At 54.2% G+C, this 25,576-nt stretch carries 21 protein-coding genes and 3 pseudogenes; 23 read left to right on the top strand and 1 reads right to left on the bottom strand.

The window, feature by feature from the left end; all coding sequences use genetic code 11:
• The 6 genes and pseudogenes from truB to VU18_RS05510 all read left to right on the top strand — a co-directional run.
• A pseudogene (truB, locus tag VU18_RS19405) lies at positions 1 to 392 on the top strand (tRNA pseudouridine(55) synthase TruB); the annotation flags it as partial.
• A 43-nt stretch (positions 393 to 435) separates the two neighbouring features.
• Positions 436 to 1,416, top strand: a complete 981-nt coding sequence (ribF, locus tag VU18_RS05490; RefSeq protein WP_031206507.1) for a bifunctional riboflavin kinase/FAD synthetase — start codon at positions 436 to 438, stop codon at positions 1,414 to 1,416.
• An 87-nt stretch (positions 1,417 to 1,503) separates the two neighbouring features.
• Positions 1,504 to 1,773, top strand: coding sequence for a 30S ribosomal protein S15 (gene rpsO, locus VU18_RS05495; protein ID WP_011230768.1), 270 nt, complete (start codon positions 1,504 to 1,506; stop codon positions 1,771 to 1,773).
• Between the two features lie 140 nt (positions 1,774 to 1,913).
• Complete coding sequence (gene pnp, locus VU18_RS05500) at positions 1,914 to 4,085, top strand: polyribonucleotide nucleotidyltransferase (RefSeq protein ID WP_015374434.1); 2,172 nt, start codon at positions 1,914 to 1,916, stop codon at positions 4,083 to 4,085.
• A gap of 87 nt (positions 4,086 to 4,172) precedes the next feature.
• On the top strand, positions 4,173 to 5,156 hold the full coding sequence (locus tag VU18_RS05505) for a polysaccharide deacetylase family protein (RefSeq protein WP_047757750.1): 984 nt from the start codon (positions 4,173 to 4,175) through the stop codon (positions 5,154 to 5,156).
• On the top strand, positions 5,143 to 6,390 hold the full coding sequence (locus tag VU18_RS05510) for a pitrilysin family protein (protein WP_014195480.1): 1,248 nt from the start codon (positions 5,143 to 5,145) through the stop codon (positions 6,388 to 6,390). Before VU18_RS05505 ends, VU18_RS05510 begins: the two co-directional genes overlap by 14 nt.
• A gap of 62 nt (positions 6,391 to 6,452) precedes the next feature.
• On the opposite strand, the gene VU18_RS05515 is transcribed toward VU18_RS05510, so the two are convergent.
• Complete coding sequence (locus tag VU18_RS05515) at positions 6,453 to 6,695, bottom strand: YlmC/YmxH family sporulation protein (RefSeq protein WP_011230772.1); 243 nt, start codon at positions 6,693 to 6,695, stop codon at positions 6,453 to 6,455.
• A 192-nt stretch (positions 6,696 to 6,887) separates the two neighbouring features.
• Between VU18_RS05515 and dpaA the strand changes: the two genes are divergently transcribed.
• From dpaA to yfmH, 17 genes and pseudogenes are all read left to right on the top strand, one after another.
• Positions 6,888 to 7,793 (top strand): dipicolinic acid synthetase subunit A, encoded by a 906-nt coding sequence (gene dpaA, locus VU18_RS05520; RefSeq protein ID WP_013145722.1) that lies wholly within the window; start codon positions 6,888 to 6,890, stop codon positions 7,791 to 7,793.
• Positions 7,790 to 8,395 (top strand): dipicolinate synthase subunit B, encoded by a 606-nt coding sequence (locus tag VU18_RS05525; protein WP_011230774.1) that lies wholly within the window; start codon positions 7,790 to 7,792, stop codon positions 8,393 to 8,395. Before dpaA ends, VU18_RS05525 begins: the two co-directional genes overlap by 4 nt.
• A gap of 111 nt (positions 8,396 to 8,506) precedes the next feature.
• A complete protein-coding gene (gene asd / locus VU18_RS05530) occupies positions 8,507 to 9,550 on the top strand; it encodes an aspartate-semialdehyde dehydrogenase (protein WP_014195482.1) in 1,044 nt (347 codons plus the stop codon).
• 20 nt (positions 9,551 to 9,570) lie between these two features.
• Positions 9,571 to 10,824 carry an aspartate kinase gene (gene dapG, locus VU18_RS05535; RefSeq protein ID WP_011230776.1) on the top strand — a complete coding sequence of 418 codons (1,254 nt, stop codon included), beginning with the start codon at positions 9,571 to 9,573 and terminating at the stop codon, positions 10,822 to 10,824.
• Positions 10,825 to 10,829: 5 nt separating this feature from the next.
• Positions 10,830 to 11,705, top strand: a complete 876-nt coding sequence (dapA, locus tag VU18_RS05540; protein ID WP_011230777.1) for a 4-hydroxy-tetrahydrodipicolinate synthase — start codon at positions 10,830 to 10,832, stop codon at positions 11,703 to 11,705.
• A gap of 167 nt (positions 11,706 to 11,872) precedes the next feature.
• The gene (locus VU18_RS05545; protein WP_011230778.1) at positions 11,873 to 13,543 is read left to right on the top strand and encodes a ribonuclease J; all 1,671 of its coding nucleotides are present in this window, start codon (positions 11,873 to 11,875) and stop codon (positions 13,541 to 13,543) included.
• A gap of 119 nt (positions 13,544 to 13,662) precedes the next feature.
• The gene (locus VU18_RS05550) at positions 13,663 to 14,403 is read left to right on the top strand and encodes a ClpP family protease (protein WP_011230779.1); all 741 of its coding nucleotides are present in this window, start codon (positions 13,663 to 13,665) and stop codon (positions 14,401 to 14,403) included.
• Positions 14,400 to 14,624 carry a YlzJ-like family protein gene (locus VU18_RS05555; RefSeq protein ID WP_011230780.1) on the top strand — a complete coding sequence of 75 codons (225 nt, stop codon included), beginning with the start codon at positions 14,400 to 14,402 and terminating at the stop codon, positions 14,622 to 14,624. Before VU18_RS05550 ends, VU18_RS05555 begins: the two co-directional genes overlap by 4 nt.
• A gap of 108 nt (positions 14,625 to 14,732) precedes the next feature.
• The gene (locus VU18_RS05560) at positions 14,733 to 17,063 is read left to right on the top strand and encodes a DNA translocase FtsK (RefSeq protein WP_011230781.1); all 2,331 of its coding nucleotides are present in this window, start codon (positions 14,733 to 14,735) and stop codon (positions 17,061 to 17,063) included.
• A 209-nt stretch (positions 17,064 to 17,272) separates the two neighbouring features.
• On the top strand, positions 17,273 to 18,004 hold the full coding sequence (locus VU18_RS05565; protein WP_011230782.1) for a GntR family transcriptional regulator: 732 nt from the start codon (positions 17,273 to 17,275) through the stop codon (positions 18,002 to 18,004).
• Positions 18,005 to 18,092: 88 nt separating this feature from the next.
• Entirely contained in the window at positions 18,093 to 19,184 is a 1,092-nt protein-coding gene (locus VU18_RS05570) for a BMP family protein (protein WP_014195487.1), read from the top strand.
• A 127-nt stretch (positions 19,185 to 19,311) separates the two neighbouring features.
• Positions 19,312 to 20,838, top strand: a complete 1,527-nt coding sequence (locus tag VU18_RS05575) for an ABC transporter ATP-binding protein (protein ID WP_011230784.1) — start codon at positions 19,312 to 19,314, stop codon at positions 20,836 to 20,838.
• Positions 20,838 to 21,884 carry an ABC transporter permease gene (locus tag VU18_RS05580; RefSeq protein ID WP_013145711.1) on the top strand — a complete coding sequence of 349 codons (1,047 nt, stop codon included), beginning with the start codon at positions 20,838 to 20,840 and terminating at the stop codon, positions 21,882 to 21,884. Before VU18_RS05575 ends, VU18_RS05580 begins: the two co-directional genes overlap by 1 nt.
• Complete coding sequence (locus tag VU18_RS05585) at positions 21,885 to 22,844, top strand: ABC transporter permease (RefSeq protein ID WP_011230786.1); 960 nt, start codon at positions 21,885 to 21,887, stop codon at positions 22,842 to 22,844.
• Between the two features lie 150 nt (positions 22,845 to 22,994).
• A pseudogene (locus VU18_RS19410) lies at positions 22,995 to 23,329 on the top strand (insulinase family protein); the annotation flags it as partial.
• Between the two features lies 1 nt (position 23,330).
• A pseudogene (yfmF, locus tag VU18_RS05590) lies at positions 23,331 to 24,290 on the top strand (EF-P 5-aminopentanol modification-associated protein YfmF); the annotation flags it as partial.
• Positions 24,271 to 25,560, top strand: a complete 1,290-nt coding sequence (gene yfmH, locus VU18_RS05595) for an EF-P 5-aminopentanol modification-associated protein YfmH (RefSeq protein WP_011230788.1) — start codon at positions 24,271 to 24,273, stop codon at positions 25,558 to 25,560. The pseudogene yfmF and the gene yfmH, both read left to right, overlap by 20 nt.
• Positions 25,561 to 25,576: the final 16 nt, after the last annotated feature.

Here is a 25,576-nt window from a genome sequence, read left to right on the forward strand (position 1 = left end):
GCAAAGGCACGTACGTGCGTACGCTGGCGGTGATGATCGGCGAGCGGCTCGGCTATCCGGCGCATATGTCCGACCTCATCCGTACGGCGTCCGGGCCGTTTCGGCTTGAAGATTGCGTAACGTTTGAAGACGTTGAGCGCCGGGCGGCCGACGGGACGGCTGATGCCTTGCTCATCCCGATCGAGCGGGCGCTTTTTCATTTGCCGAAATATGAAATCAATGATAAAGTAGCAGAGAAGGTAAAAAACGGGGCGCTGCTCCGGCTTCCCGCTTTTTTAGAGAAGCTTGACGGGCCGGTCGTGCTTGTTTCGCCCGAGCGGGAAGCGCTGGCCCTGTACGTGAAGCATCCGGCGCGCCCCGGCTTGATGAAACCGCTCAAAGTGTTTCGTTAACGCCGCGGGTGCAGCGCGGAAATAAAGAAGGTAGGTCATGGACATGGAAACGCTGTTTCTTTCGCATCCCCACCGTCTCGAACGCCAGGCGCTCCCTCCGACGGTGATGGCGCTGGGCTATTTCGACGGCATCCACCTCGGCCATCAAAAAGTGATCCGCACCGCGGTCGAGATCGCCAACGAGCGTGGGTACGAAAGCGCGGTGATGACGTTTCATCCTCATCCGTCCGTTGTGCTTGGCAAACAGTCCGAGCTGCGCTCGATCACGCCGCTTGGCAAAAAGGAGCAGCTGATTGCATCACTTGGCGTCAACCGGCTGTACATCGTTGAATTTACGCCGACGTTTGCTGCGCTGTCGCCAGAAGCGTTCGTTGACCAATATTTGGACGGGTTGCACGTGAAACATGTCGTCGCCGGCTTCGATTTCACTTATGGGCGGTTCGGAAAAGGAACGATGGAGACGATGCCGATTCATGCGCGCGGCCGCTTTGGACAGACGGTCATTCCGAAGCTCGCGGTCGACGGGGAAAAAGTGAGCTCGTCCCGGGTGCGGAAACTGCTCGAAGACGGGGCGGTCGAACAGCTTCCCCGCCTGCTCGGCCGCTTTTATGAGCTTGAAGGAACGGTCGTTGCCGGGGAACGGCGCGGGCGGATGATCGGCTTTCCAACGGCGAACATCGCTTTAAACAGCGATTATGCCTTGCCGGCAGTCGGCGTCTATGCAGTCAAGGCGGTGATCGGCGGGCAAGTATATGAAGGGGTGGCGAACGTCGGCTACAAACCGACGTTCCATAAAACGCGCGAAGGATTGCCGAATATTGAGGTGCACTTATTCGAGTTTTCCGGCGATATTTATGGACAAACGATGACAATTGAGTGGCACCGCCGTCTGCGGAGCGAGCAGAAGTTTACCAGTGTCGATGAACTGACGGCGCAAATCGCCCGCGACAAGAAAGAGGCGGAGCAGTATTTCCGCTGTTTCAGCGAAAAGACTTGCATTTTGCCGGAAAAAGAGGTATTCTAATCAATGTATGCGAACCATTGCTTGGCTAGGCGAGTCACCGACGCCCGCTCGGCAATCGGGGATCTAGGACTAGGGAGGTGAACAAGGATGGCATTGACGCAGGAGCGCAAACGCGAAATCATCGAGCAGTTTAAAATCCATGAGAACGACACTGGTTCTCCGGAAGTGCAAGTTGCGATCCTGACGGAGCAAATCAACAACTTGAACGAGCATTTGCGCATTCATAAAAAAGACCATCATTCACGGCGCGGCTTGCTGAAAATGGTCGGGAAGCGCCGCAACTTATTGGCCTACTTGCGCAAGAAAGATGTGGCGCGCTACCGTGAATTGATTGAGAAACTTGGATTACGTCGATAAAAAAGCGGGAGCATTCCCGCTTTTTTGCTAGTTTATAGGCGTGATTGACACGGCGATGATAACAATGGTGCCAATTCGTCTATACTAATCATCAGCGGATCTATAATTTCATCTGTACATAGAGAGGAGTACTCGTCTGTATGGAACAAGAGAAACGCGTGTTTTCCATCGATGTGGCCGGGCGGCCGCTCATCATTGAGACCGGCGAGCTGGCGAAACAGGCGAATGGCGCGGCGCTCGTCCGCTACGGCGATACGGTCGTGTTGAGCACAGCCACCGCGTCGCGAGAGGCGAAAAACGTTGACTTTTTCCCGCTCACCGTCAACTACGAGGAACGGTTGTATGCGGTTGGAAAAATTCCTGGCGGGTTTATTAAGCGCGAAGGTCGCCCGAGCGAGAAAGCCATTTTGGTGAGCCGTCTCATCGACCGACCGATTCGCCCGCTGTTTGCCGAAGGATTCCGCAACGAAGTGCAAGTCGTCTCGATGGTCATGAGCGTTGATCAAGACTGCGCGCCGGAAGTAGCGGCCTTAATCGGTTCGTCGGTGGCGCTGACGATTTCCGACATTCCGTTTGAAGGGCCGATCGCCGGTGTCATCGTCGGCCGCGTCGACGGCCAGTTTGTCATCAATCCGACGGTCGAGCAAATGGAAAAAAGCGATCTGCATCTTGTCGTCGCCGGCACAAAAGATGCGATCAACATGGTGGAAGCCGGGGCAGATGAGGTGCCGGAAGAAGTGATTTTGGAAGCGATCATGTTCGGCCATGAGGAAGTGAAGCGGCTCATCGCCTTCCAAGAGGAAATCGCCGCCCAAGTCGGCAAAGAAAAAATGGAAGTCGTCCTTTACGAGCCGGATCCAGCGCTGGAGGCGGAAATCCGCCAGCTTGCCGAAGCGGACATTAAGCGAGCGGTGCAAGTGCCGGAGAAACTGGCGCGCGATGCTGCCATTGAAGATGTGAAAGCTGGCGTCATCGCCAAATATGAGGCGGAAGAAGCGGATGAGGAGAAGCTCAAGCAAGTACAGGAAATTTTGCATAAACTCGTAAAAGAGGAAGTGCGCCGTTTGATCACGGTCGAGAAAATCCGTCCGGACGGGCGCAAAGTCGATGAAATCCGTCCGCTTTCATCGGCGGTCGGCGTCCTGCCGCGCACGCACGGCTCCGGTTTGTTTACGCGCGGGCAGACGCAAGTGTTGAGCATTTGTACGCTTGGGGCGCTTGGCGACGTGCAAATTTTGGACGGGCTTGACCTTGAAGAATCGAAGCGGTTTATGCACCATTACAACTTCCCGCCGTTTTCCGTCGGGGAAACCGGGCCGATGCGCGGGCCGGGGCGTCGTGAAATCGGACACGGGGCGCTTGGCGAACGGGCGCTCGAGCCGGTCGTGCCGTCGGAGCGCGAATTCCCGTATACGATCCGCCTCGTTTCAGAAGTGCTTGAGTCGAACGGCTCGACATCGCAGGCCAGCATTTGCGCCAGCACGCTGGCGATGATGGATGCTGGGGTGCCGATTAAAGCACCGGTCGCCGGCATTGCCATGGGGCTTGTGAAAAACGACGACCATTACACGATTTTGACGGACATTCAAGGCATCGAAGACCATCTTGGCGATATGGACTTTAAAGTCGCCGGCACGAGAAAAGGCGTGACGGCATTGCAAATGGACATTAAAATAAAAGGATTGACGCGCGAGATTTTGGAAGAGGCGCTCATGCAAGCGCGCAAAGGGCGGCTCGAGATTTTGGATCATATGATGCAAACGCTCAGCGAACCGCGCAAAGAGCTGTCCAAATATGCACCGAAAATTTTGATCATGCACATCAACCCGGACAAAATCCGGGAGGTGATCGGACCAAGCGGCAAGCAGATCAACAAAATCATCGACGAAACCGGCGTCAAAATCGACATCGAACAAGACGGCACGATTTTCATCTCGTCTGTGGATGAAGCAGCCAACCAAAAAGCGAAGCAAATCATCGAAGACATCGTCCGTGAAGTCGAAGTCGGCCAAGTGTACTTAGGCAAAGTGAAACGGATTGAAAAATTCGGCGCCTTCGTTGAGTTGTTCAACGGCAAAGACGGGCTTGTCCATATTTCCGAGCTCGCTGAAGGGCGGGTCGGCAAAGTCGAAGACGTCGTTTCGATTGGCGATGAAATTTTAGTGAAAGTAACGGAAATCGATAAGCAAGGGCGCGTCAACCTGTCGCGCAAAGCGGTGTTGCGCGATGCCCGCAACATTGGAGGGGAACTGCCGCGGGAATCTAGGGAAAAACGAGGAAGACGGCCGGAGCGCCATCGCATGAAGCCTTAGGAATTTGTTTCTTAAGGCTCTTTTGTTATGTTCTATCCTGTCCCCCTAAGACATATGTTGTAGTAGTAAAAAAGGAGGGGGACAAGGGTGAACAACGGAATTGCCCGCTATATGGCGCTAGCGGTCATGTTTCTTGCCGCCTGGGCGGCGGTTCATTGGCCTCCGGTTGGCGATTACATCGCGAGCTGGCGTCCGATGGAAACAACCGCGATGAAAGAGCGCGACAAGCTGTACGACACGATCGTCAAACAAGCGAAGCAATATGAAATTCCCGCCCAAGATGCGGTCATCGATAAAGTATGGAAGGCGACGCCCGGCTACAACGGGCTCGCCGTCGACATTGACGCCTCCTATCAAAACATGAAGAAAACGGGGATGTTTGATGAGCGAAAACTCGTGTTCCGTCAAGTGCCCCCGCGCGTCCATTTGGACGATTTGCCGCCGGCGCCGATTTACCGCGGCCATCCTGACAAGCCGATGGTGGCGTTTGCGGTCAATGTCGCTTGGGGGGAAGAATACCTCCCCGACATGCTTGAGACGATGAAAAAATACGATGTCAAGGCGACGTTCTTTTTGGAAGGACGATGGGTAAAAAAACACCCGGAGATGGCAAAAATGATAGCAGACGCCGGCCATGAAATCGGCAACCATTCCTACAGCCATCCCGATATGAAAACGCTCGCTGTCGACAACATCCGCCGCGAGCTCGAAAAAACAAACGAAGTGATTGAGGCGGCGACATCGGTTAAATGCAAATGGTTTGCCCCGCCAAGCGGCAGCTACCGCGACGAGGTCGTCGAGGTCGCCGCGGAACTCGGCATGAAAACGATTCTATGGAGCGTCGATACAATTGATTGGCAAAAACCGTCGCCATCTGTTATAGTGAAACGGGTGACATCGAAAGTTCATCCTGGCGCCATCATTTTGATGCACCCAACGATGCCGACGGCGGCTGCACTTGACGAGCTGATCATCTCGATTAAGCAAAAAGGCTACGCCCTAGGCAGCTTGACGGCCTTATTCGATGAGAAAAGACTGGCAAACAAACAGGAGGAACATGGAGTTGATTAACAAATATACGTGCAAAAACGGTGTGCGAATCGTGCTCGAGCAAATTCCGACTGTAAGGTCGGTGGCCATCGGCATATGGATCGGGACCGGCTCGCGCAATGAAACGGAGCAAACCAATGGCATTTCCCATTTTTTAGAGCATATGTTTTTCAAGGGGACAACGACGCGCACGGCCCGGGACATTGCGGAAGCATTCGACAGCATCGGCGGGCAAGTAAACGCCTTTACATCGAAGGAGTATACGTGTTACTACGCCAAAGTGTTGGATGAACACGCGCCGCTGGCGCTTGAAATGCTCGCCGATATGTTTTTCCACTCGACATTTGTGGAGGATGAGCTGCAAAAGGAGCGCAACGTCGTGCTCGAGGAAATCAAAATGTATGAAGATACACCGGATGACATCGTCCACGATTTGCTCGGCAAAGCGTGCTATGCGGGTCATCCGCTCGGCTATCCGATTTTGGGCACGGAAGAGACGCTGCGCACGTTTACTGGCGACACGCTGCGCCAATATATGGCGGACTACTATACACCGGATCGCGTCGTCATTTCGGTCGCCGGCAACGTCGACGAACGGTTTATTGATGAGGTCGAGCGCTATTTCGGCTCGTTTGCCGCAGAGAGCAAGCCGCCTTCTTCAGGGACGCCGGCGTTTGTGCCGCAAAAGATCGCGCGCAAAAAGGACACTGAGCAGGCGCACGTATGCATCGGATTCAACGGGTTGCCGATCGGCCATCCGGACGCGTACCCGCTCCTCATCTTGAACAATATTTTAGGCGGCAGCATGAGCAGCCGGCTGTTTCAGGAAGTGCGCGAACAGCGCGGATTGGCGTATTCGGTGTTCTCGTACCATTCCGCCTACCAAGACAGCGGCCTGCTCGCCATTTACGCCGGCACAGGAAGCAGCCAGCTTGATGTGCTGTTCGAAACGATCCAGCACACCATTCGCCAGCTGAAGGAGGACGGAGTGACCGAAAAAGAGTTGCATAACAGCAAAGAGCAGATGAAAGGAAGCCTGATGCTTGGGCTCGAGAGCACGAACAGCCGGATGAGCCGCAACGGCAAAAATGAACTCCTTCTCGGCCGCCACCGCTCGCTTGATGAGATCATTGAAGAGATTGAAAGTGTCACGGTGGAAAAAGTAAACGAACTGGCGCGCACGGTTTTCACGGACGATTACGCGCTCGCCTTAATCAGCCCGGACGGCGTGCTGCCGCGCCCGCTCCGTTCATAGACCGAGCCCAAAAAAGCTAACGACCTTTCGCTAGGTTGTTAGCTTTTTCGTTTCCGCCTCTTTCACCCTTCCTCGGGGACGTCGATCATCACCATATCGGCGCCGATTTTGCGAATATATTTCCACGGCACGCGAATTTCCTGTCCGTCTTTGCGAAACCCGAACCATTTTCCCGTTGGGATGAGCAGCGCCTCGATCTGCCCCGTTTGCTCGTTGATTTCCAAATCGGTCTGCCCGAGCACCCCGAGCCGCTCGGCTCGGCTTACATCGACAATTTCTTTTCCGCTTAATTCGCTCAGCCTCATGCTGGTTTCCTCCTTTTTCGCTTCTTTACTTTATATGTAAGGAACAAAAACAAAAAAAATGACTGCCTCTTGTCAGCTTTGGGCGTATATCGCCCATTTTTTCCCGCAAGGATATTCACCTATATTTTCCTTCCAACATAAGATGGGAAAGGAAACGGAGCAGTTTGCCAGAAAAGAAGGTGAGCGTACAACATGATGCTGACAGGAATGCATATCGCCATCATCGGCGGCGATGCTAGGCAGCTTGAAGTCATCCGCAAACTCGTTGAACTCGACGCGAAGTTGTCGCTTGTCGGCTTCGACCAGCTCGCCCATCATTTCACCGGGGCGATGAAGCTGCCGATTGGCGAAGTCGATTTTGCCGATTTGGATGCGATCATTCTGCCGGTTCACGGCACGACGCTGGACGGAAACGTCAACAGCGTGTTTGCCCACGAACCGATTCCGTTTACAGAAGAGATGGTGCAAAAAACGGCGCGGCAATGCACGATTTATTCCGGCATCAGCAACGCGTATTTGGACGAATTGGTGAAAAAAACAGGGCGCAAGCACGTGCAGTTGTTTGAGCGCGACGATGTCGCCATTTACAACTCCATTCCGACCGCGGAAGGCACGGTGATGATGGTCATTCAGCATACGGATTTTACGATCCACGGCTCATGCGTTGCCGTCTTGGGGCTTGGACGCGTTGGCATGACCGTCGCCCGGACGTTCGCCGCGTTGGGGGCGAAAGTGAAAGTCGGGGCGCGCCGGTCGGAGCATCTCGCCCGCATTACAGAAATGGGGCTCGTGCCGTTTCACTTAAACGATTTGGAAAAAGAAGTGCGTGACATTGACGTCTGCATCAACACCGTGCCTCATCTCATCGTGACGGCGAGCGTCATCGCCAAAATGCCGCCCCATACGCTGATTATCGATTTGGCGTCAAAACCGGGCGGCACTGACTTCCGCTATGCCGAAAAACGGGGAGTGAAAGCCATTTTGGCGCCCGGGCTGCCGGGGATTGTCGCGCCGAAGACAGCTGGGCAAATCATCGCCAACGTCTTGGCGCAACTATTATATGCAGATTTACAAAAACGGGAGGAGAATCATGCATGAGCGGAAACAGCTTGAAAGGAAAACGGATCGGCTTTGGCCTCACCGGGTCGCATTGCACATATGATGCGGTGTTCCCGGAGATCGAGAAGCTTGTCAACGAAGGAGCGGAGGTGCTGCCGATCGTCACCTATACGGTGAAAACGACGAACACCCGCTTTGGCGAAGGGGAAGAATGGGTGAAAAAACTCGAACAACTGACCGGACATGAAGTGATCGATACGATCGTCAAAGCGGAGCCTCTCGGGCCGAAAATTCCGCTCGACTGCATGGTGATCGCTCCGCTCACCGGCAACTCGATGAGCAAGCTGGCCAATGCCATGACGGATTCCCCCGTGCTGATGGCGGCGAAAGCGACGATGCGCAACCACCGCCCGGTCGTGCTTGGCATTTCGACGAACGATGCGCTCGGCTTAAACGGCGTCAATCTAATGCGGCTTATGGCAGCAAAAAACATTTATTTCATCCCGTTCGGCCAAGACGCCCCGCAGGCGAAGCCGAACTCCATGGTCGCCTACATGCCGCTTTTGCGCGATACGATTCTTGCCGCGCTTGAAGGGAAGCAGCTGCAGCCGGTCATTATCGAGCGGTTCCGCTACAACTGAATCGAAAATCCATGTTCCGCATAAAAATGTTCTCTCGTCCACAGCGGAATGTGATAAAATAAAGACTATGAATTCACTTCTTAGAGTGACGATGTGGAAGGAGAATGGTGGATGGCTCAAAAACAATATCATGTCGCTGTCGTCGGAGCAACGGGGGCCGTCGGGCAGCAAATGGTGCGGACGCTTGAAGACCGGAACTTCCCGGTTGGAAAATTGACTTTGTTGTCATCGGAGCGGTCAGCCGGCAAAAAAATGCGCTTTCGCAGCGAGGAGATCGAAGTGCAGGCGGCATCGCCCGAGCGCTTTGACGGGGTCGACATCGCCTTGTTCAGCGCCGGCGGCGCCGTATCGAAAGCGCTGGCGCCGGAAGCGGTGCGGCGCGGAGCGATCGTGATCGACAATACGAGCGCGTTTCGGATGGAGGAAAACGTGCCGCTTGTCGTTCCGGAAGTGAACGAAAGCGACTTGACGTGGCATAACGGCATTATCGCCAATCCGAACTGCTCGACGATTCAAATGGTTGTGGCGTTGGAGCCGATTCGGAAGGCGTTTGGCCTAGAGCGCGTCATTGTCTCGACGTACCAAGCCGTCTCCGGGGCGGGAGCGCAGGCCATTGAAGAGCTCAACGAGCAGACGAAAGCGGTGCTCGAAGGGAAGCCGGTGGAGGCGAACATTTTGCCAGTGAAATCGGACCGAAAGCATTACCCAATTGCGTTCAACGCCATTCCGCAAATCGATAAGTTTCAAGACAATGGATTTACGTTTGAAGAGATGAAAATGATCAATGAAACAAAAAAAATTATGCATATGCCTGAGCTGAAAGTGGCGGCGACGTGCGTGCGCATTCCGGTGGCGAGCGGCCATTCGGAATCGGTGTACATCGAAATTGAACAAGACGGCGTCACCGCCTCTGACTTGCAGGCGGTGCTCCGCGAAGCGCCGGGCGTCGTGCTTCAAGATGATCCGAGCGAACAGTTGTATCCGATGCCGGCCCATTGCGTCGGTAAGTACGACGTGTTTGTCGGCCGCATCCGCCGCGATTTGGACAACCGCCGCGGCTTCCATCTATGGATTGTCGCTGACAACTTGCTAAAAGGTGCAGCCTCGAACTCGGTGCAAATCGCAGAAAGTTTGTTGAAGCTCGGGCTCATTTGAAAAAGCATCGAGGTGTTAGCATGAAACTCATTGTTCAAAAGTTCGGCGGCACGTCCGTCCGCGACGAGCGCGGGCGGAACTTGGCGCGCCGCCATATTGAACGGGCGTTGGAAGATGGCTATAAAGTCGTGGCCGTCGTATCGGCTATGGGACGTTGCGGCGATCCATATGCGACCGATACGCTGCTTAGTTTGATCGGCGGCGTTCATCACCATGTCACAAAACGAGAGCAAGATATGCTTATGGCGTGCGGAGAAATCATCTCAAGCGTTGTGTTCAGCAACTTGTTGAACGAACACGGCATCAAAGCGACGGCGTTCACCGGCGCCCAGGCAGGATTTTGCACGAACAGCGATCATACGAACGCGAAAATTCTCGAAATGCGCTGCGACCGCCTCCTTGAGGCGCTTCGGCAATACGACGTCGTCGTTGTCGCCGGCTTTCAAGGCATGGCGGAAAACGGCGACATAACAACGCTCGGCCGCGGCGGGAGCGACACGTCGGCGGCAGCGCTCGGCGCGGCGTTAAACGCGGAGTGGGTTGATATTTTCACCGATGTCGACGGCGTCATGACCGCCGACCCGCGCATCGTTGAGAGCGCCCGGCCGCTTGACGTCGTTACGTATACGGAAATTTGCAACATGGCGTACCAAGGGGCGAAAGTGATCCATCCGCGCGCGGTGGAGATCGCCATGCAGGCGAAAGTGCCGCTGCGCATTCGCTCGACGTACTCCGATGCCCCCGGGACGCTCGTCACTTCATCGGTGCGCGGCCGAAAAGGAAGCGATGTGAAAGAGCGGCTTGTCACCGGCATTACGTACGTCGCCGACGTCACACAAATCAAAGTGCTGGCGAAAGAAGGCCACTATGAGCTGCAGTCTGACGTGTTTCAAGCGATGGCCCATGAAGGGATCAGCGTGGACTTTATCAACATTTCCCCGTACGGTGTTGTGTACACCGTGAGCGGCGACATGACGGAAAAAGCGGTGGCCGCCCTGCGCCGCATCGGCTACGAACCGGCCGTGACGCCCCGATGCGCCAAAGTGTCGGTCGTCGGCGCCGGCATTGCCGGCGTACCGGGGGTGACGGCGAAAATCGTCACTGCCTTGTCGGAGCAAGGCATTCAAATTTTGCAGTCCGCCGACAGCCATACGACGATTTGGGTGCTAGTGAAGCAAGACGATATGGAAAAGGCGGTCAACGCTCTGCATGACGCCTTCTGTTTATCCGAGGCGGATGCGGGCGAAGATGAAGCGATTTGGAGCGAGGAGTGAAAACCGTGGTTCAGTTCGGGAACATCATAACGGCGATGGTTACGCCATTTGACCGAAAAGGGAATCTCGACTTGGCAAAAACAACGGAGCTTGTCAACTATTTGCTTGACAATGGCACAGATGCGCTCGTTGTCGCCGGCACGACCGGCGAGTCGCCGACGTTGACGACCGAGGAAAAAATCGCGCTTTTTCGCCATGTCGTCTCCGTCGTCAACGGCCGGGCGCCGGTCATTGCTGGAACGGGCACGAACGATACGCGCGCGTCGATCGAGCTGACGAAAAAGGCGGAAGAGGCGGGCGTCGATGCTGTCATGCTTGTGGCGCCGTATTACAACAAGCCGAACCAAGAAGGGCTGTATCAACATTTCAAAGCGATTGCCGAAAGCACATCGCTGCCGGTGATGCTGTATAACGTTCCAGGGCGCACGTCGGTGAGTCTTGCTCCGGAGACGGTCATCCGGCTGTCCGAAGTTCCGAACATTGTCGCTGTCAAGGAAGCGGGCGGCAATTTGGACGCCATGGCGGAAATCATTGAGCGTACGCCGGACGACTTTTTGCTCTACAGCGGCGACGACAGCTTGACGCTTCCAGTGCTAGCGATCGGCGGCAATGGCGTCGTCTCGGTCGCTTCGCACATCATTGGCAATGAAATGCAGGAAATGATTCGTTCCTTTTTAGCGGGCGATCATCAGAAGGCGGCGGCGCTGCATCGAAAATGGCTGCCGCTCATGAAAGGCTTGTTTGCCGCCCCAAGCCCGGTGCCGGTGAAAACGGCGCTGCAGCTGCGCGGGCTGGACGTTGGTTCGGTGCGCCTTCCGCTTGTGCCGCTCACCGAACAAGAGCGGAAGGAGCTAAGCCGCCTGCTCGATGCGCTGTCGTAACGAAACGATTCCCCAACGCTTTGCTTGCGCGTTGGGGCCTTTTTTTGCCTTGGCTGTGAAATCCATTGGCTGGTGAATGAACCATCTTGTGTTTTTCAGCATCGATTCGTTATAATAAAAGCAAGTGACTTTGAGCGGGTTAGCATCACAATTGGGAGGACGCAGCCTTGAAATCGAAAATAAAGCCGGTAGAGAAAATACGCATTTTTGCCCTTGGGGGAGTCGGAGAAATCGGCAAAAACATGTATGTTGTCGAATTGGACGAGGACATTTTTGTCATCGACGCCGGGGTGATGTTTCCGGAAGACGAAATGCTCGGCATCGACAAAGTGATCCCGGACATCACATATTTGATTGAACGGCAGCATCGCATTCAGGCAATTTTTCTCACCCACGGGCACGAGGAGCATATGGGGGCGATCGCCTACGTGCTCAAGCAGCTGTCTGTGCCGGTATACGGAACGAAGCTGACGCTCGGGTTGGCGGAGGCGCTGTTAAAAGAACAAGGGGTGTCGGGCGCGAAGCTCAATGAAGTTCATCCGGATGCGGAGCTCGTGTTTGACAAGGCGAAAGTGACGTTTTTCCGCACGATCCACAGCATCCCCGATTCGATCGGCATCAGTCTGCATACATCGCAAGGTGCGATCGTGTACACGAGCGATTTTAAATTCGACCAAACCCCGTACGGCAACAACCGCACCGACTTAGGGAAAATGGCGCAAATCGGCGAAGAAGGGGTGCTGTGTCTTTTGTCGGACAGCACAAACGCCGAACGCCCCGGCTACAGCGGCTCCGATACGGTAGTCGCCTATGAGATCGCTGACGTGATCGGCCATGCGAAAGGACGAGTGTTTGTTGCCTGCTACGCTTCCAACATCACCCGCATCCAGCAGGTGCTGTACGCCGCCCACCAATCCGGGCGTAAAGTGGCAGTCATTGGCAAAACGCTGCATAAAGTAATGGACATCGCCGTGCGCCTTGGCTATTTGCATGTTCCAGACAAGGTGACGATTTCTGCGCACGATATCGATCGCTACAATGACCGCGAGCTCGTCATTTTGACAACCGGCGGGCATGGCGAGCCGATGAGCGCGCTTTGGCGCATGGCGCGTCAAGCGAACAAACAAGTGAACATCAAAGAAGGGGATACCGTCATCGTCGCCGCATCCGTCATGCCGGGCTATGAGCTTGGGTTCGCGAAAACGATTGACGCCTTGTATCGGGCCGGCGCCAACGTGATTTACCGCGACCGGCAAGTGCACGTATCTGGGCACGGTTGCCAAGAAGAATTAAAGTTGATGCTCAATTTAATGAAGCCAAAATACTTTATTCCGGTGCATGGGGAATATCGGATGCAAAAAGCGCACGCCCGGTTGGCGAAGGCGGTCGGCATCTCGGAGGAGCGGACGTTTTTAATCGACAAAGGTGAAGTGATCGAGTTCCGCGGCGGTGCCGCCCGCCCCGGCGGCAAAGTGCCGTACGGCAATATTTTAATTGATGGCCTCGGCATTGGCGATGTCGGCAACATTGTGTTGCGTGACCGCCGCTTATTGTCCCAGGACGGCATTTTGATCGCCGTCGTCACGCTGAATAAAGAAGCGAAAACGATCGCCGCCGGCCCGGAAATCATTTCGCGGGGGTTCGTCTACATGCGCGAGTCTGAGACACTGCTTGAGGAAGCAGAGAAAATGGTGGCGGCAATCATCGAGCGCTGCCTTGAATCGTACATGCTTGAATGGTCGTCGTTGAAAGCGAACATCCGTGAAGCGTTAAGTCAGTTTTTATTTGAAAAAACGAAGCGCAGACCAATGATTTTGCCTATTATTATGGAAGTATAATGCAATCATGCTCAAAGTCAACTGGAAAATGCCGGGAACGGTCAGCCGTTGCCGGCATTTTTCTTTTTTCTTTCGGCCATACTAAGCGTATGATCGACAAGAAAGGAGACGAGAAATGGATGGAGAAGGAACGTTATTTTCAAGCGGAAACCGAGGGCGAACAGCCGGAAACAAAGGCCGAGGAAGCGACTGCGGCCATCACCCAGCTTGGGCAGACGAACGTCCCGCAAATGGATCCCGATACGAACATTCATTGTTTGACGATTGTCGGACAGATTGAAGGGCATATTCAGCTGCCTCCGCAAAATAAGGCGACGAAATACGAGCACGTCATTCCACAGATTGTGGCCATCGAGCAAAACCCGAAAATTGAGGGGCTGCTCGTCATTTTAAATACGGTCGGCGGCGATGTGGAAGCAGGGCTCGCCATTGCCGAAATGCTCGCCTCGCTCTCGAAACCGACTGTTTCCGTTGTGCTTGGCGGCGGCCATTCGATCGGCGTGCCGATCGCTGTGTCGTGCAACTATTCGTTCATCACCGAGACGGCGACGATGACGATTCATCCGATCCGTTTGACGGGGCTTGTCATCGGCGTGCCGCAGACGTTTGAGTACTTGGATAAAATGCAGGAGCGCGTCGTCCGCTTCGTGACGAAACATTCGAAGATCAGCGAGGAAAAGTTTAAAGAGCTCATGTTTTCCAAAGGCAATTTGACGCGCGACATCGGCACGAACGTCGTTGGGCCTGACGCCGTCCGGTACGGGCTCATCGATGAAGTCGGGGGCGTGTCCCAAGCGATGGCGAAGCTGCGCGAGCTGATCGCGATGAGGAAAAACGGGGAAGGGAAGATGGTCCAATGATTTTGTATACGATCATGCCCGAACATTTGATTTTTCCGGTCGATGCCGCTGTTTATGAGAAGCGGAAAATGGTGTATTACGATGGCATTCCGTTTCTCGTCCAATCTGTAGAAACGGGAGAATATGAAATCGTGCAAAACTTAAGCACGAATCCGTTCCATTTTTTAAACGCCAAATATGCGCCTGGGGCGAGATTTCCGGCTTCTGCGGCAACATCGTAATGAATTGTTCAGCCGTTCATGATATAATAGTAAACAAACGGAAAAAAGCAGCCATTGTTGGCTGCTTTTTTCCGGCTTGCCAATTCATTCATGCTGGAGTGAACGATCATGGCGAAACGAAAGCGAAGAAGAAAAGGGAAGCCGTCAAAAACACAGCCATGGACGGAAACAATCCGCTTTGAATTGATCGGACTTGGCTTGCTCGCGGTCGCTGTCGTTGCGATGGCCCGCCTCGGGCTTGTCGGGGAGACGCTCGTGCTTGTGGGTCGCTTTTTTTTCGGCGAATGGTACATGCTATTAGTAGGCGGACTTTTCCTATTATCGCTCATCGTCATGTGGCGGCGGGAGTGGCCGTCATGGACGGGCCGCCCGTTTGTCGGCGCTTCGTCCATCGCCGCGGCGCTTCTGCTTTTGAGCCATGACAAGCTGTTTGAACTCATGTCGCGGCGCGGCGAGCTTGATCCGAGCATCATTCGGACGACGTGGGGGCTGTTTTGGAACGAAGCAAGCGGCAAGGCGGCCGATGTGGATTTAGGGGGCGGAATGGTCGGCGCCCTGTTATTTGCCGCCAGCTACCAGCTGTTCGATTCGCCCGGGACGAAATGGATTTGTTTCCTTCTGTTCATCGTCGGCTTTGTCGTGCTGACCGGGAAATCGCTGCGCGAGACGGCCGGCAAATGGGTTGCTTTTGCCGCAGCGTTTGTGCGAAAAGAATGGTTGGCGTTTGTCGAAGATATAAAGCAATGGCGGGCGGGGAGGAAGCGCAAGGAAAGCGGCGGCCGAAGCCGACGCTCGCGGCGGGCGGCCGCAAAGCGGGAAGACGAGCCGGCTGAAGCAAGCAGCGTCGAGCCGGATGAGGAACTGCTTTCCCCGCCGCCGATCATTTCCGATTTTGCCGCGGTCCGGTCGGCCGCTGAGCCGGAAGAAGAGAAGAATCCACTGGTGGAAGGCGACAGTGGGGGGGAGGAGGACAAACCGGCGCCGCCGCTTGCGTTTTCCGAGCATGAAAACACCAATTACGACCTGCCGCCGCTTGATTTGCTTCGCCTGCCGAAGCCGGCCGGGCAATCGGCCGATCATGCGAACATTTACGCCAACGCGCGAAAACTGGAGAAAACGTTCCAAAGCTTCGGCGTCAAGGCGAAAGTGACGCAAGTGCACCTCGGTCCGGCGGTGACGAAATATGAAGTGTATCCGGACGTCGGGGTGAAAGTGAGCAAAATTGTCAGCTTAAGCGACGATTTGGCGCTCGCTTTGGCGGCGAAAGACATCCGCATTGAAGCACCGATCCCCGGCAAGTCTGCGATCGGCATCGAAGTGCCAAATGAAGAGATCGCCACTGTTTCGCTGCGCGAAGTGCTGGAAGCCATTGAGCATACACGGGACAAGGCGAAGCTTTTGATTCCGCTTGGGCGCGACATCTCCGGTGAAGTCGTCGCTGCGGAACTAAACAAAATGCCGCATTTGTTGATCGCCGGCGCGACCGGCAGCGGCAAAAGCGTCTGCATCAACGGCATTATCGTCAGCCTGCTCATGCGCACGAAGCCGCATGAGGTGAAGCTGATGATGATCGATCCGAAAATGGTGGAGTTAAGTGTGTACAACGGTGTTCCTCATTTGTTGACACCGGTCGTCACCGACGCGAAAAAAGCGGCCCAGGCGCTGAAAAAAGTCGTCCAAGAAATGGAGCGGCGCTACGAGCTGTTCTCGCATACCGGCACGCGCAACATTGAAGGATATAACGAGCATATCCGCCACCATAACGAAACGGCGTCGGAACAGCAGCCGCTTTTGCCATACATCGTCGTGATCATCGACGAATTGGCCGACTTGATGATGGTGGCTTCCTCGGATGTGGAAGAGGCGATCACCCGTTTGGCGCAAATGGCGCGCGCCGCTGGCATCCATTTGATCATCGCCACCCAGCGCCCGTCGGTGGACGTCATCACCGGCGTCATCAAAGCGAACATTCCGTCGCGCATCGCCTTCAGTGTATCATCGCAAATCGACTCGCGCACCATTTTGGATATGGGCGGGGCGGAAAAACTGCTCGGCCGCGGCGATATGCTGTTTTTGCCGATGGGGGCCTCAAAACCAGTGCGCGTCCAAGGGGCGTTTGTCTCCGACCAAGAGGTGGAAGAAGTCGTTCGGTTTGTCATCGGACAGCAGCAGGCGCAATATTATGAGGAGATGTTCGTCGAAGACAGCGAACCCTCTTCCTCAGCCCTTGAAGACGAGTTGTACGATGAGGCGGTCCGTCTTGTCGTTGAAATGCAAAGCGCCTCCGTCTCGATGCTGCAACGCCGCTTCCGCATCGGTTACAATCGCGCCGCTCGGCTCATTGATGCCATGGAGGAACGCGGCGTCGTCGGCCCGTATGAAGGAAGCAAGCCGCGCGCCGTTCTTTGGTCGAAGGAAGATTTAAAAAAGACATCATAAATGGGAAAAAGGGCGGGCGAAAAAAGCCTGCCCGCTCAATCATACATCTTATTGGAAGCGTTGCCAATCCTATTTCTTTTTCTTCGACAAAATTTGATATCACCTATTTATTTGCCCAGTAAAAAATGATATAGTAATCTCAAAAAGGTTATATGTCTAATGTCAGAGGTCTGATCTCAACGGAAATGCGTAACACGGAGGACGTTGTCATGTCAATCAAATCAGACAGCCGCCACCTTTACTTGCAAGTGATTGATCGCATCAAGCGCGATATTGAAACGGGAGTGTACAAAGAAAAGCAAAAACTGCCGTCCGAGTTTGAACTCGCCAAACAGCTTGGCGTCAGCCGGGCGACATTGAGGGAAGCGCTGCGGGTGCTGGAAGAAGAAAACATTATCATCCGCCGCCACGGCGTCGGAACGTTTGTCAACGCCCGTCCGCTGTTTACGTCCGGCATCGAGCAGCTCTCAAGCGTCACGGATATGATTCGTCAAGCGGGGCGCAAGCCAGGAACGATTTTTTTGTCTTCCTCCATCCAACAGCCGACGGAAGACGATATGCGCCGCTTCCAATGCCGGCCGGACGAGAATTTGTTGCTCATCGAGCGGGTGCGCACCGCCGATGGGGAGCCGGTCGTTTATTGCTTGGATAAAATTTTATGCAAATATTTGCCAAAGGGCATCTCCTATGAACAGGAGTCGCTGTTTGAAAACTTGCACAACCAAACGCATCGTGATATCGCCTATGCGGTCGCGCGCATCGTGCCGCTCGGCTATCATGAAAAAGTGTCGCCGATTTTGCAATGCGACCCGGAAACGGCGCTGCTTGTGCTCAAGCAAATGCATTTCGATAAAAACGATGAGCCGATTTTTTATTCCGTCAACTACTTCCGCTCCGACAAGTTCAGCTTCCATGTCATGCGGAAGCGGTTCAGCTTTTAAGGGGGGTGAAAATGGGTACATAGAAAGAGAGCGGAAGCTTTATACTAACTAATTAAAGAACAAATTTTCAAGCCAGGGGGTAGTGAATGTGAAAAAGCGAATCGGATTGGTGTTGTCCGTCCTGTTTGCCGCCGGCACGCTGCTTAGCGCCTGCGGACAAGCCGGCAACAATGCGGGAGGCGGCAATCAGAAAGATACGTTCAGTGTCGCCATGGTCACCGATGTCGGCGGCATTGACGACAAATCGTTCAACCAGTCGGCTTGGGAAGGGCTGCAAAAGTTCGGCAAAGACAACGGGCTTGAAAAAGGCCGCGGCGGCTACGACTACTTGCAGTCATCGAGCGACGCTGACTATGCCACGAACTTAAACAAGCTTGTGCGCAGCGACTTTGACTTGATTTTCGGCATCGGGTATTTGATGGGCGACGCGGTGAAAGAAGTCGCTAAGCAAAACCCGAAAAAACATTTCGCCATCGTCGACACTGTTGTTGACGAGCCAAATGTCGCCAGCATCACGTTCAAGGAGCATGAAGGCTCGTTCCTTGTCGGTGTTGTCGCCGGGCTAATGACGAAAACGAATAAAATCGGCTTTGTCGGTGGGATGGAGATTCCGTTGATCGAAAAATTCGAAAGCGGATTCCGCGCCGGCGTGAAAGCGGTCAATCCGAAGGCGACTGTGGAAGTGCAATACGCCGGGGCGTTCGACCAAGCGGATAAAGGGAAAGCGATCGCCTCGAGCATGTACGCATCTGGCATCGACATCATCTACCATGCAGCGGGCGCGACTGGGAACGGCGTCTTCTCGGAAGCGAAAGATTTGAAGAAGAAAGATCCGAACCGCGAAATTTGGGTCATCGGTGTTGACAAAGACCAAGCGCCGGAGGGAGAAGTGAAAGTCGGCGGCAAAACGTACAACGTAACGCTCACTTCGATGGTGAAACGCGTCGACGTCGCTGTCTATGACACGGCGAAACGGGCGAAAGAGGGCGACTTCCCGGGCGGCAAAACGATTGAGTACGGGTTGCCGGAAAATGGGGTTGGCATTGCCCCGACGCAAGACAACATTCCGGAGAACGTGTTAAAAACAGTTGACGAATGGAAGCAAAAAATCATCAAAGGCGAAGTGAAAGTTCCGACAAACCGGAAAGAGTACGAGCAATTCGCTGCGACGATCAAGTGACGAACAAAGGCCAAGAAGGCTAGTGCGCGCCGCTAGCCTTCTTCAAAATCATGAAATGAAGGGCGGCTGTTTCGCTGTCGCCTTTCATTTTGTGATTTTGACCTTGCTTGAGTAAGGAGTGAATCGCTTGGAATACGTGATTGAAATGCTCAATATCCGCAAGGTGTTTGGCACGTTTGTCGCCAATGACAACATTACGCTGCAAGTGAAAAAGGGGGAGATACACGCTCTGCTTGGCGAAAACGGGGCCGGCAAATCGACGCTCATGAACGTGCTGTTCGGTTTATACCAGCCGGACGGCGGCGAAATCCGCGTGAAAGGAAAGCCGGTGCGCATCACCGACCCGAACGTCGCCAATGATCTTGGCATCGGCATGGTGCATCAGCACTTTATGCTCGTCGATACGTTCACCGTGACGGAAAACATCATCTTAGGCAGCGAGCCGACGCGGGCCGGAACGATCGATATGAAGCGGGCGGAGCGGGAAGTGCGCGAATTGTCGGAACGATATGGACTCGCGGTCGATCCGACAGCGAAGATCGCCGACATTTCCGTCGGCATGCAGCAGCGCGTGGAAATTTTAAAGACGCTTTACCGCGGCGCCGATATTTTGATTTTTGACGAACCGACAGCGGTGTTGACGCCGCAGGAAATTCGCGAGCTCATGCAAATTATGCGCACGCTCGTCCGCGAAGGAAAATCCATCATTTTAATTACGCACAAACTCAAAGAAATTATGGAAGTGTGCGACCGCGTCACCGTCATCCGCCGCGGCAAAGGAATTGCGACGCTCAATGTGGCGGAGACGAATCCGAACGAACTGGCGGCGCTCATGGTCGGCCGCGAGGTGCAGTTTACGACCGCTAAGAAACCGGCTGAGCCGGGAAAACCGGTGTTGGAAATTAAAGACTTAGTCGTCAAGGACGCGCGCGGGATCAAAGCGGTCAACGGTTTGAACTTGACGGTGCACGCCGGCGAGATCGTCGGCATTGCTGGAGTCGACGGCAACGGCCAGACCGAGCTCATTGAAGCCATAACCGGCTTGATCAAAGCTGAATCAGGGACAATCCGCCTCAACGGCCGAGACATTACGAATTTGCCGCCGCGTAAAATCATCGAAGCCGGCGTCGGCCATATTCCGCAAGATCGGCATAAGCACGGGCTTGTCCTTGACTTTCCGATCGGCGAAAACATGGTGCTGCAAACGTACTATCAGCCGCCGTACTCGAAACGGGGTCTGTTGAATTTTCAAGCCATTTACGAAAAAGCGCGCCAGCTCATCCGCGAATTTGACGTGCGCACGCCGGATGAATATACGAAGGCGCGGGCGCTATCGGGCGGAAACCAGCAAAAAGCGATCATCGGCCGTGAAGTCGACCGCGACCCGGACTTGTTGATCGCCGCCCAGCCGACGAGGGGGCTTGATGTTGGAGCGATCGAATTTATTCATAAGCGGCTCATTGAACAGCGAGACCGCGGGAAAGCGGTGCTGCTCGTCTCGTTTGAGCTTGACGAAGTGATGAACGTCAGCGACCGGATCGCTGTCATTTATGAAGGAAACATCGTCGCCATCGTTGATCCGAAAGAAACAACCGAACAGGAGCTCGGGCTGTTGATGGCTGGAAGCAAACGGAAGGAAGCAGGTGTGTCGTGATGAAGTCGAATCGTCTCCAGCAATTTTTGATACCATTGTTGGCCGTTCTTCTTGGCATGATCGCCGGTTCGATCGTGATGCTTGCAAGCGGCTACAACCCGATCGCCGGCTTTGGCGCTCTCGTGTACGGGGCGTTTGGCGACACGTACTATATCGGCGAAACGATCCGCCAGACGACGCCATACATTTTAACGGGCTTGGCGGTGGCGTTTGCCTTTCGCACCGGCTTGTTTAACATCGGGGTTGAAGGGCAGCTGATCGTCGGCTGGCTCGCTGCCGTCTGGGTCGGGGTGTCCTTTGATTTGCCCAAAATCATCCATTTGCCGCTTGCCTTGTTGGCCGCCGCGTTGGCCGGGGCGCTATGGGGCTTGATTCCGGGTGTGCTGAAGGCGTATTTAAAAGTGCACGAAGTCATTATTACGATCATGATGAACTATATTGCTTTGCATGTAACGAACGCCATCATCCGTTCCGTTTTGTCTGATGAGGGATTTAAATCAAAGCCGGTGAAAGAAAGCGCATCGCTTCACTCCGACTTTTTTGATGCCATTACGCATCATTCCACCATGCATTACGGCATTTTCATCGCTGTCGCCGCCGCATTTGTCATGTGGTTTTTGCTTGAGCGGACGACGAAAGGGTTTGAGCTGCGGGCGGTCGGTTTCAATCAGCATGCGTCACAGTACGCGGGCATGAATGTGCGCGCCAACATCATTTTAGCGATGGTCATCTCCGGCGCTTTTGCCGGCGTCGCCGGGGCGATGGAGGGGCTTGGCACATTTGGAAACATCTCGACGAAAGCCGGCTTTACCGGCCTTGGATTTGATGGCATCGCGGTTGCCTTGATCGGAGGAAACAACGCGTTTGGCATTTTGCTCTCCGCCTTGTTGTTTGGCGCCTTAAAAGTCGGGGCGTTGGAAATGCCGTCAAGCGCCGGCGTGCCGACCGAACTCGTCGATATTATTATCGCGCTCATCATTTTCTTTGTTGCATCCAGCTACATGATCCGCTGGCTGTTATCTCGTTGGCAAAAGGGGGCGGAGTAAGTGAGCGTGTATGACGTCTTGCAAACGATTGTCCCGACGACGATTTTCTTTGCGGCTCCTCTCATTTTCACCGCCCTTGGCGGCGTGTTTAGCGAACGGTCCGGCGTCGTCAACATCGGGCTTGAAGGATTGATGACCATCGGCGCGTTTGTCGGCATCGTCTTTAATTTGACGTTTGCCGATCGGTTTGGCGAATGGACGCCGTGGCTTGCCTTATTGGCTGCCATGGTGGTCGGCGCTGTATTTTCCCTGCTGCATGCTGTCGCGTCGGTCACATTTCGCGCCGACCAAGTCGTAAGCGGGGTGGCGATCAACTTTTTGGCGCTTGGTCTGTCGCTGTTTTTAGTGAAGAAAATGTACGGCAAGGGGCAGACGGATCAAATTCAAGTTGGGTTTGACAAAATTGACGTGCCAGTGTTAAGCGACATTCCCGTCATCGGGCCGCTGTTGTTTTCCAACGCGTACGCGCCGTCATATATCGCCATTGCGCTGGCGTTTGTATCATGGTATGTCATTTACAAAACGCCGTTTGGCCTGCGGCTGCGTGCGGTCGGCGAACATCCGATGGCGGCGGATACGATGGGGATTCATGTCGCCAAAATGCGCTACATCGCTGTCATGATCAGCGGCGCGCTCGGCGGCTTGGGCGGTGCGGTATACGCGACGATCATTTCCCGCGATTTCAGCCATGCGACGATTTCCGGGCACGGATTTATGGCGCTTGCGGCGATGATTTTCGGCAAGTGGCATCCGATCGGCGCGATGGGGGCGGCGCTCTTTTTCGGGTTGGCGCAAAGCTTAAGCATCGTCGGGCAAACGATTCCGTTCTTGAAAAACGTCCCGACCGTTTACTTGCTCATCGCCCCGTATGCACTCACGATTTTGGCGCTGGCGGGCTTCATCGGCCGCGCTGAGGCGCCGAAAGCGGCTGGCACGCCATACATCAAAGGAAAACGGTGATGAAAGCGGCTGTCCGAAAAACGGACGGCCGTTTTTTGCTGAATGGAATGATTTGCATTTTTCTATTGGCAAAAGGTATATTGTTGATAAGACGCTTTACAATAAAAGATAGTGCATATCTGCAAAGAGAAAAAGTAAGGAGGAGTTGGATTGGTCGACGAAAAAGTCACAGCGGTCGGACCGGTTCGCGTCCATACGATTTCGACCGATAAGTACAAAACGAACACGATCGTTTGGAAAATGAAGGCCCCTCTTGCTAAAGAAACGGTCACGCTGCGCGCGCTTTTGCCATACGTCTTGCAAAGCGGCACGGCCGACTATCCGAGCGTTAAGGCGCTGCGCACCTATTTGGATGAACTGTATGGGGCGACGCTGAACGTCGATTTAACGAAAAAAGGCGAACATCATATCATGACGATTCGCATCGATGTCGCCAATGAACGATTTTTGCCGGAGCAAACGCCGCTTCTTGAGAAAGCGTTTCANCTCTTGGCCGATCTTCTTTTCCGCCCGGCTCTTGATGGCGGGCGGTTTGTCACCGACATTGTCGAGCAGGAAAAGCGGGCGCTCCGTCAACGCATTCAGGCGGTGTATGATGACAAAATGCGCTATGCGAACATGCGCCTTGTAGAAGAAATGTGCAAAGGCGAACCGTACGCCCTCTCGCCAAACGGCGAGCTTGAAGACGTGGACGGCATCACGGCGGAAGGGCTGTATCGCTATTATGAACGAGCGCTGGCCGAGGATGAGCTGGATCTATATGTCATTGGCGACGTGGCTGAAGAGGCGGTGCTCACAGCGGTGAAGCAGCGCTTCTCTTTGCCGGATCGTCCAAAGCGGGAGCGCGCATCGTCGGTTTCTGTCAAGCCGCAAGGGGAAGTTCGCGAAGTCATCGAGCGGCAAGACGTGAAGCAAGGAAAGCTCAACATCGGCTATCGGACAAATGTGACGTACGAGGATGACGATTATTACGCCTTGCAAATGTTTAACGGCATTTTTGGCGGTTTTTCCCATTCGAAGCTGTTCATCAACGTCCGCGAGAAGGCAAGCCTTGCCTATTATGCCGCCTCAAGGCTTGAGAGCCATAAAGGGCTGCTTATGGTCATGTCCGGCATTGAACCGGCCAACTATGAGAAGGCGCGCCGCATCATCGATGAGCAAATGCAGGCGATGAAAAACGGCGATTTCACAGATGAAGAAATGGCGCAGACGAAAGCGGTCATCCGCAACCAGCTGCTTGAGACGCTCGATACGCCGCGCGGGCTTGTGGAGGTGTTGTACCATAACGTCGTCTCAACGCGAAAGCGCCCGATCGATGAATGGATTGCCGGCACCGATCAAGTGACGCGCGAGGATGTGGTGCGCGCCGCTGACAAGGTGGAGCTTGATACGGTGTACTTTTTGACCGGAATGGAGGCGACGGAAGATGGAAAAACGGGTGTATGAGACGTTGCACGAAGAGCTGTTTTATGAAAAAATGGACAACGGCCTTGACGTGTACATTTTGCCGAAAAAAGGATTCAACAAAACGTATGCGACATTCACCACGAACTACGGTTCGGTCGACAACCAGTTCGTCCCGCTCGGTAAAACGGAGATGAAGCGCGTTCCGGACGGCATCGCCCATTTTTTGGAGCATAAGCTGTTTGAAAAAGAAGACGGCGACGTGTTTCAGCAGTTCAGCAAACAAGGCGCCTCGGCGAACGCCTTTACGACGTTCACCCGCACCGCCTATTTGTTCTCAAGCACCGACAACGTCGAGAAAAACTTGGAAACGTTGATCGATTTTGTGCAAAGCCCGTACTTTTCCGACAAGACAGTGGAAAAAGAAAAAGGGATCATCGGCCAGGAAATCCGGATGTACGACGACAACCCAGACTGGCGCGTCTATTTCGGCGCCATCGAAAGCATGTATCACAACCATCCGGTCAAAATCGACATCGCCGGCACAGTTGAATCGATCGCCCAAATTACGAAAGAGTTGCTGTATGAGTGCTACGAAACGTTTTACCACCCGAGCAACATGCTTTTGTTTGTCGTCGGCCCGGTCGATGAACAAAAAATCATGCAGCAAATCCGCGACAACCAGGCGAAAAAGTCGTTCCCGCAAGCCCCGGAAGTGAAGCGGTTTGCGTATGAAGAACCGAGCGCAGTAGCGGAAAAGAAAAAAGTGATTCCGATGCATGTGCAGACGAACAAATGCTTTGTCGGCATCAAAGCGCCGTCCGTTCCTGAAGCCGGCGAACAAAAACTTCGGCATGAGCTTGCCTTCCACGTCGCATTGGACTATTTGTTTGGAAAAAGCTCGCCGCATTATGAACGGCTGTACCGCGAAGGATTGATCGATGATACATTTATGTACGATTATACAGAAGAGCGCGGGTTCGGCTTCGCGTTGATCGGCGGCGATACAAGGGACGCTGAACGGCTCGCTTCGGAAATTCAAACGGTGCTGCTGTCGTTTGCCGCGGAGACTATAAAAAAGGAAGAATTTGAACGGGTGAAAAAGAAAAAAATCGGCGCCTTTTTGCGCGCGCTCAACTCGCCGGAATACATCGCCAACCAGTTTACGCGCTACGCGTTTTACGGATCCAACTTGTTTGACATTTTGCCGGCGCTTTCATCCCTTGCCATGGACGATATCGCGGCGGTTGCCTCTTCTTGCTTCCGCGATTCGCAAATCGCGGTTTGCGAAGTCGTTCCAAAAGGGCAATAAGGCATCCTTCCTGAGA

This window comes from Geobacillus sp. ZGt-1, from assembly GCF_001026865.1.
In the GTDB taxonomy this organism is placed as follows: domain Bacteria; phylum Bacillota; class Bacilli; order Bacillales; family Anoxybacillaceae; genus Geobacillus; species Geobacillus thermoleovorans.

Bases quoted from the DNA above. Each gene is read 5' to 3' on its own strand.
- ribF (WP_031206507.1), top strand. From the start codon at position 436: ATGGAAACGCTGTTTCTTTCGCATCCCCACCGTCTCGAACGCCAGGCG.
- rpsO (WP_011230768.1), top strand. From the start codon at position 1,504: ATGGCATTGACGCAGGAGCGCAAACGCGAAATCATCGAGCAGTTTAAA.
- pnp (WP_015374434.1), top strand. From the start codon at position 1,914: ATGGAACAAGAGAAACGCGTGTTTTCCATCGATGTGGCCGGGCGGCCG.
- VU18_RS05510 (WP_014195480.1), top strand. From the start codon at position 5,143: ATGGAGTTGATTAACAAATATACGTGCAAAAACGGTGTGCGAATCGTG.
- VU18_RS05515 (WP_011230772.1), bottom strand. From the start codon at position 6,695: ATGAGGCTGAGCGAATTAAGCGGAAAAGAAATTGTCGATGTAAGCCGA.
- dpaA (WP_013145722.1), top strand. From the start codon at position 6,888: ATGATGCTGACAGGAATGCATATCGCCATCATCGGCGGCGATGCTAGG.
- VU18_RS05525 (WP_011230774.1), top strand. From the start codon at position 7,790: ATGAGCGGAAACAGCTTGAAAGGAAAACGGATCGGCTTTGGCCTCACC.
- asd (WP_014195482.1), top strand. From the start codon at position 8,507: ATGGCTCAAAAACAATATCATGTCGCTGTCGTCGGAGCAACGGGGGCC.
- dapG (WP_011230776.1), top strand. From the start codon at position 9,571: ATGAAACTCATTGTTCAAAAGTTCGGCGGCACGTCCGTCCGCGACGAG.
- VU18_RS05550 (WP_011230779.1), top strand. From the start codon at position 13,663: ATGGAGAAGGAACGTTATTTTCAAGCGGAAACCGAGGGCGAACAGCCG.
- VU18_RS05555 (WP_011230780.1), top strand. From the start codon at position 14,400: ATGATTTTGTATACGATCATGCCCGAACATTTGATTTTTCCGGTCGAT.
- VU18_RS05560 (WP_011230781.1), top strand. From the start codon at position 14,733: ATGGCGAAACGAAAGCGAAGAAGAAAAGGGAAGCCGTCAAAAACACAG.
- VU18_RS05565 (WP_011230782.1), top strand. From the start codon at position 17,273: ATGTCAATCAAATCAGACAGCCGCCACCTTTACTTGCAAGTGATTGAT.
- VU18_RS05580 (WP_013145711.1), top strand. From the start codon at position 20,838: ATGAAGTCGAATCGTCTCCAGCAATTTTTGATACCATTGTTGGCCGTT.
- yfmH (WP_011230788.1), top strand. From the start codon at position 24,271: ATGGAAAAACGGGTGTATGAGACGTTGCACGAAGAGCTGTTTTATGAA.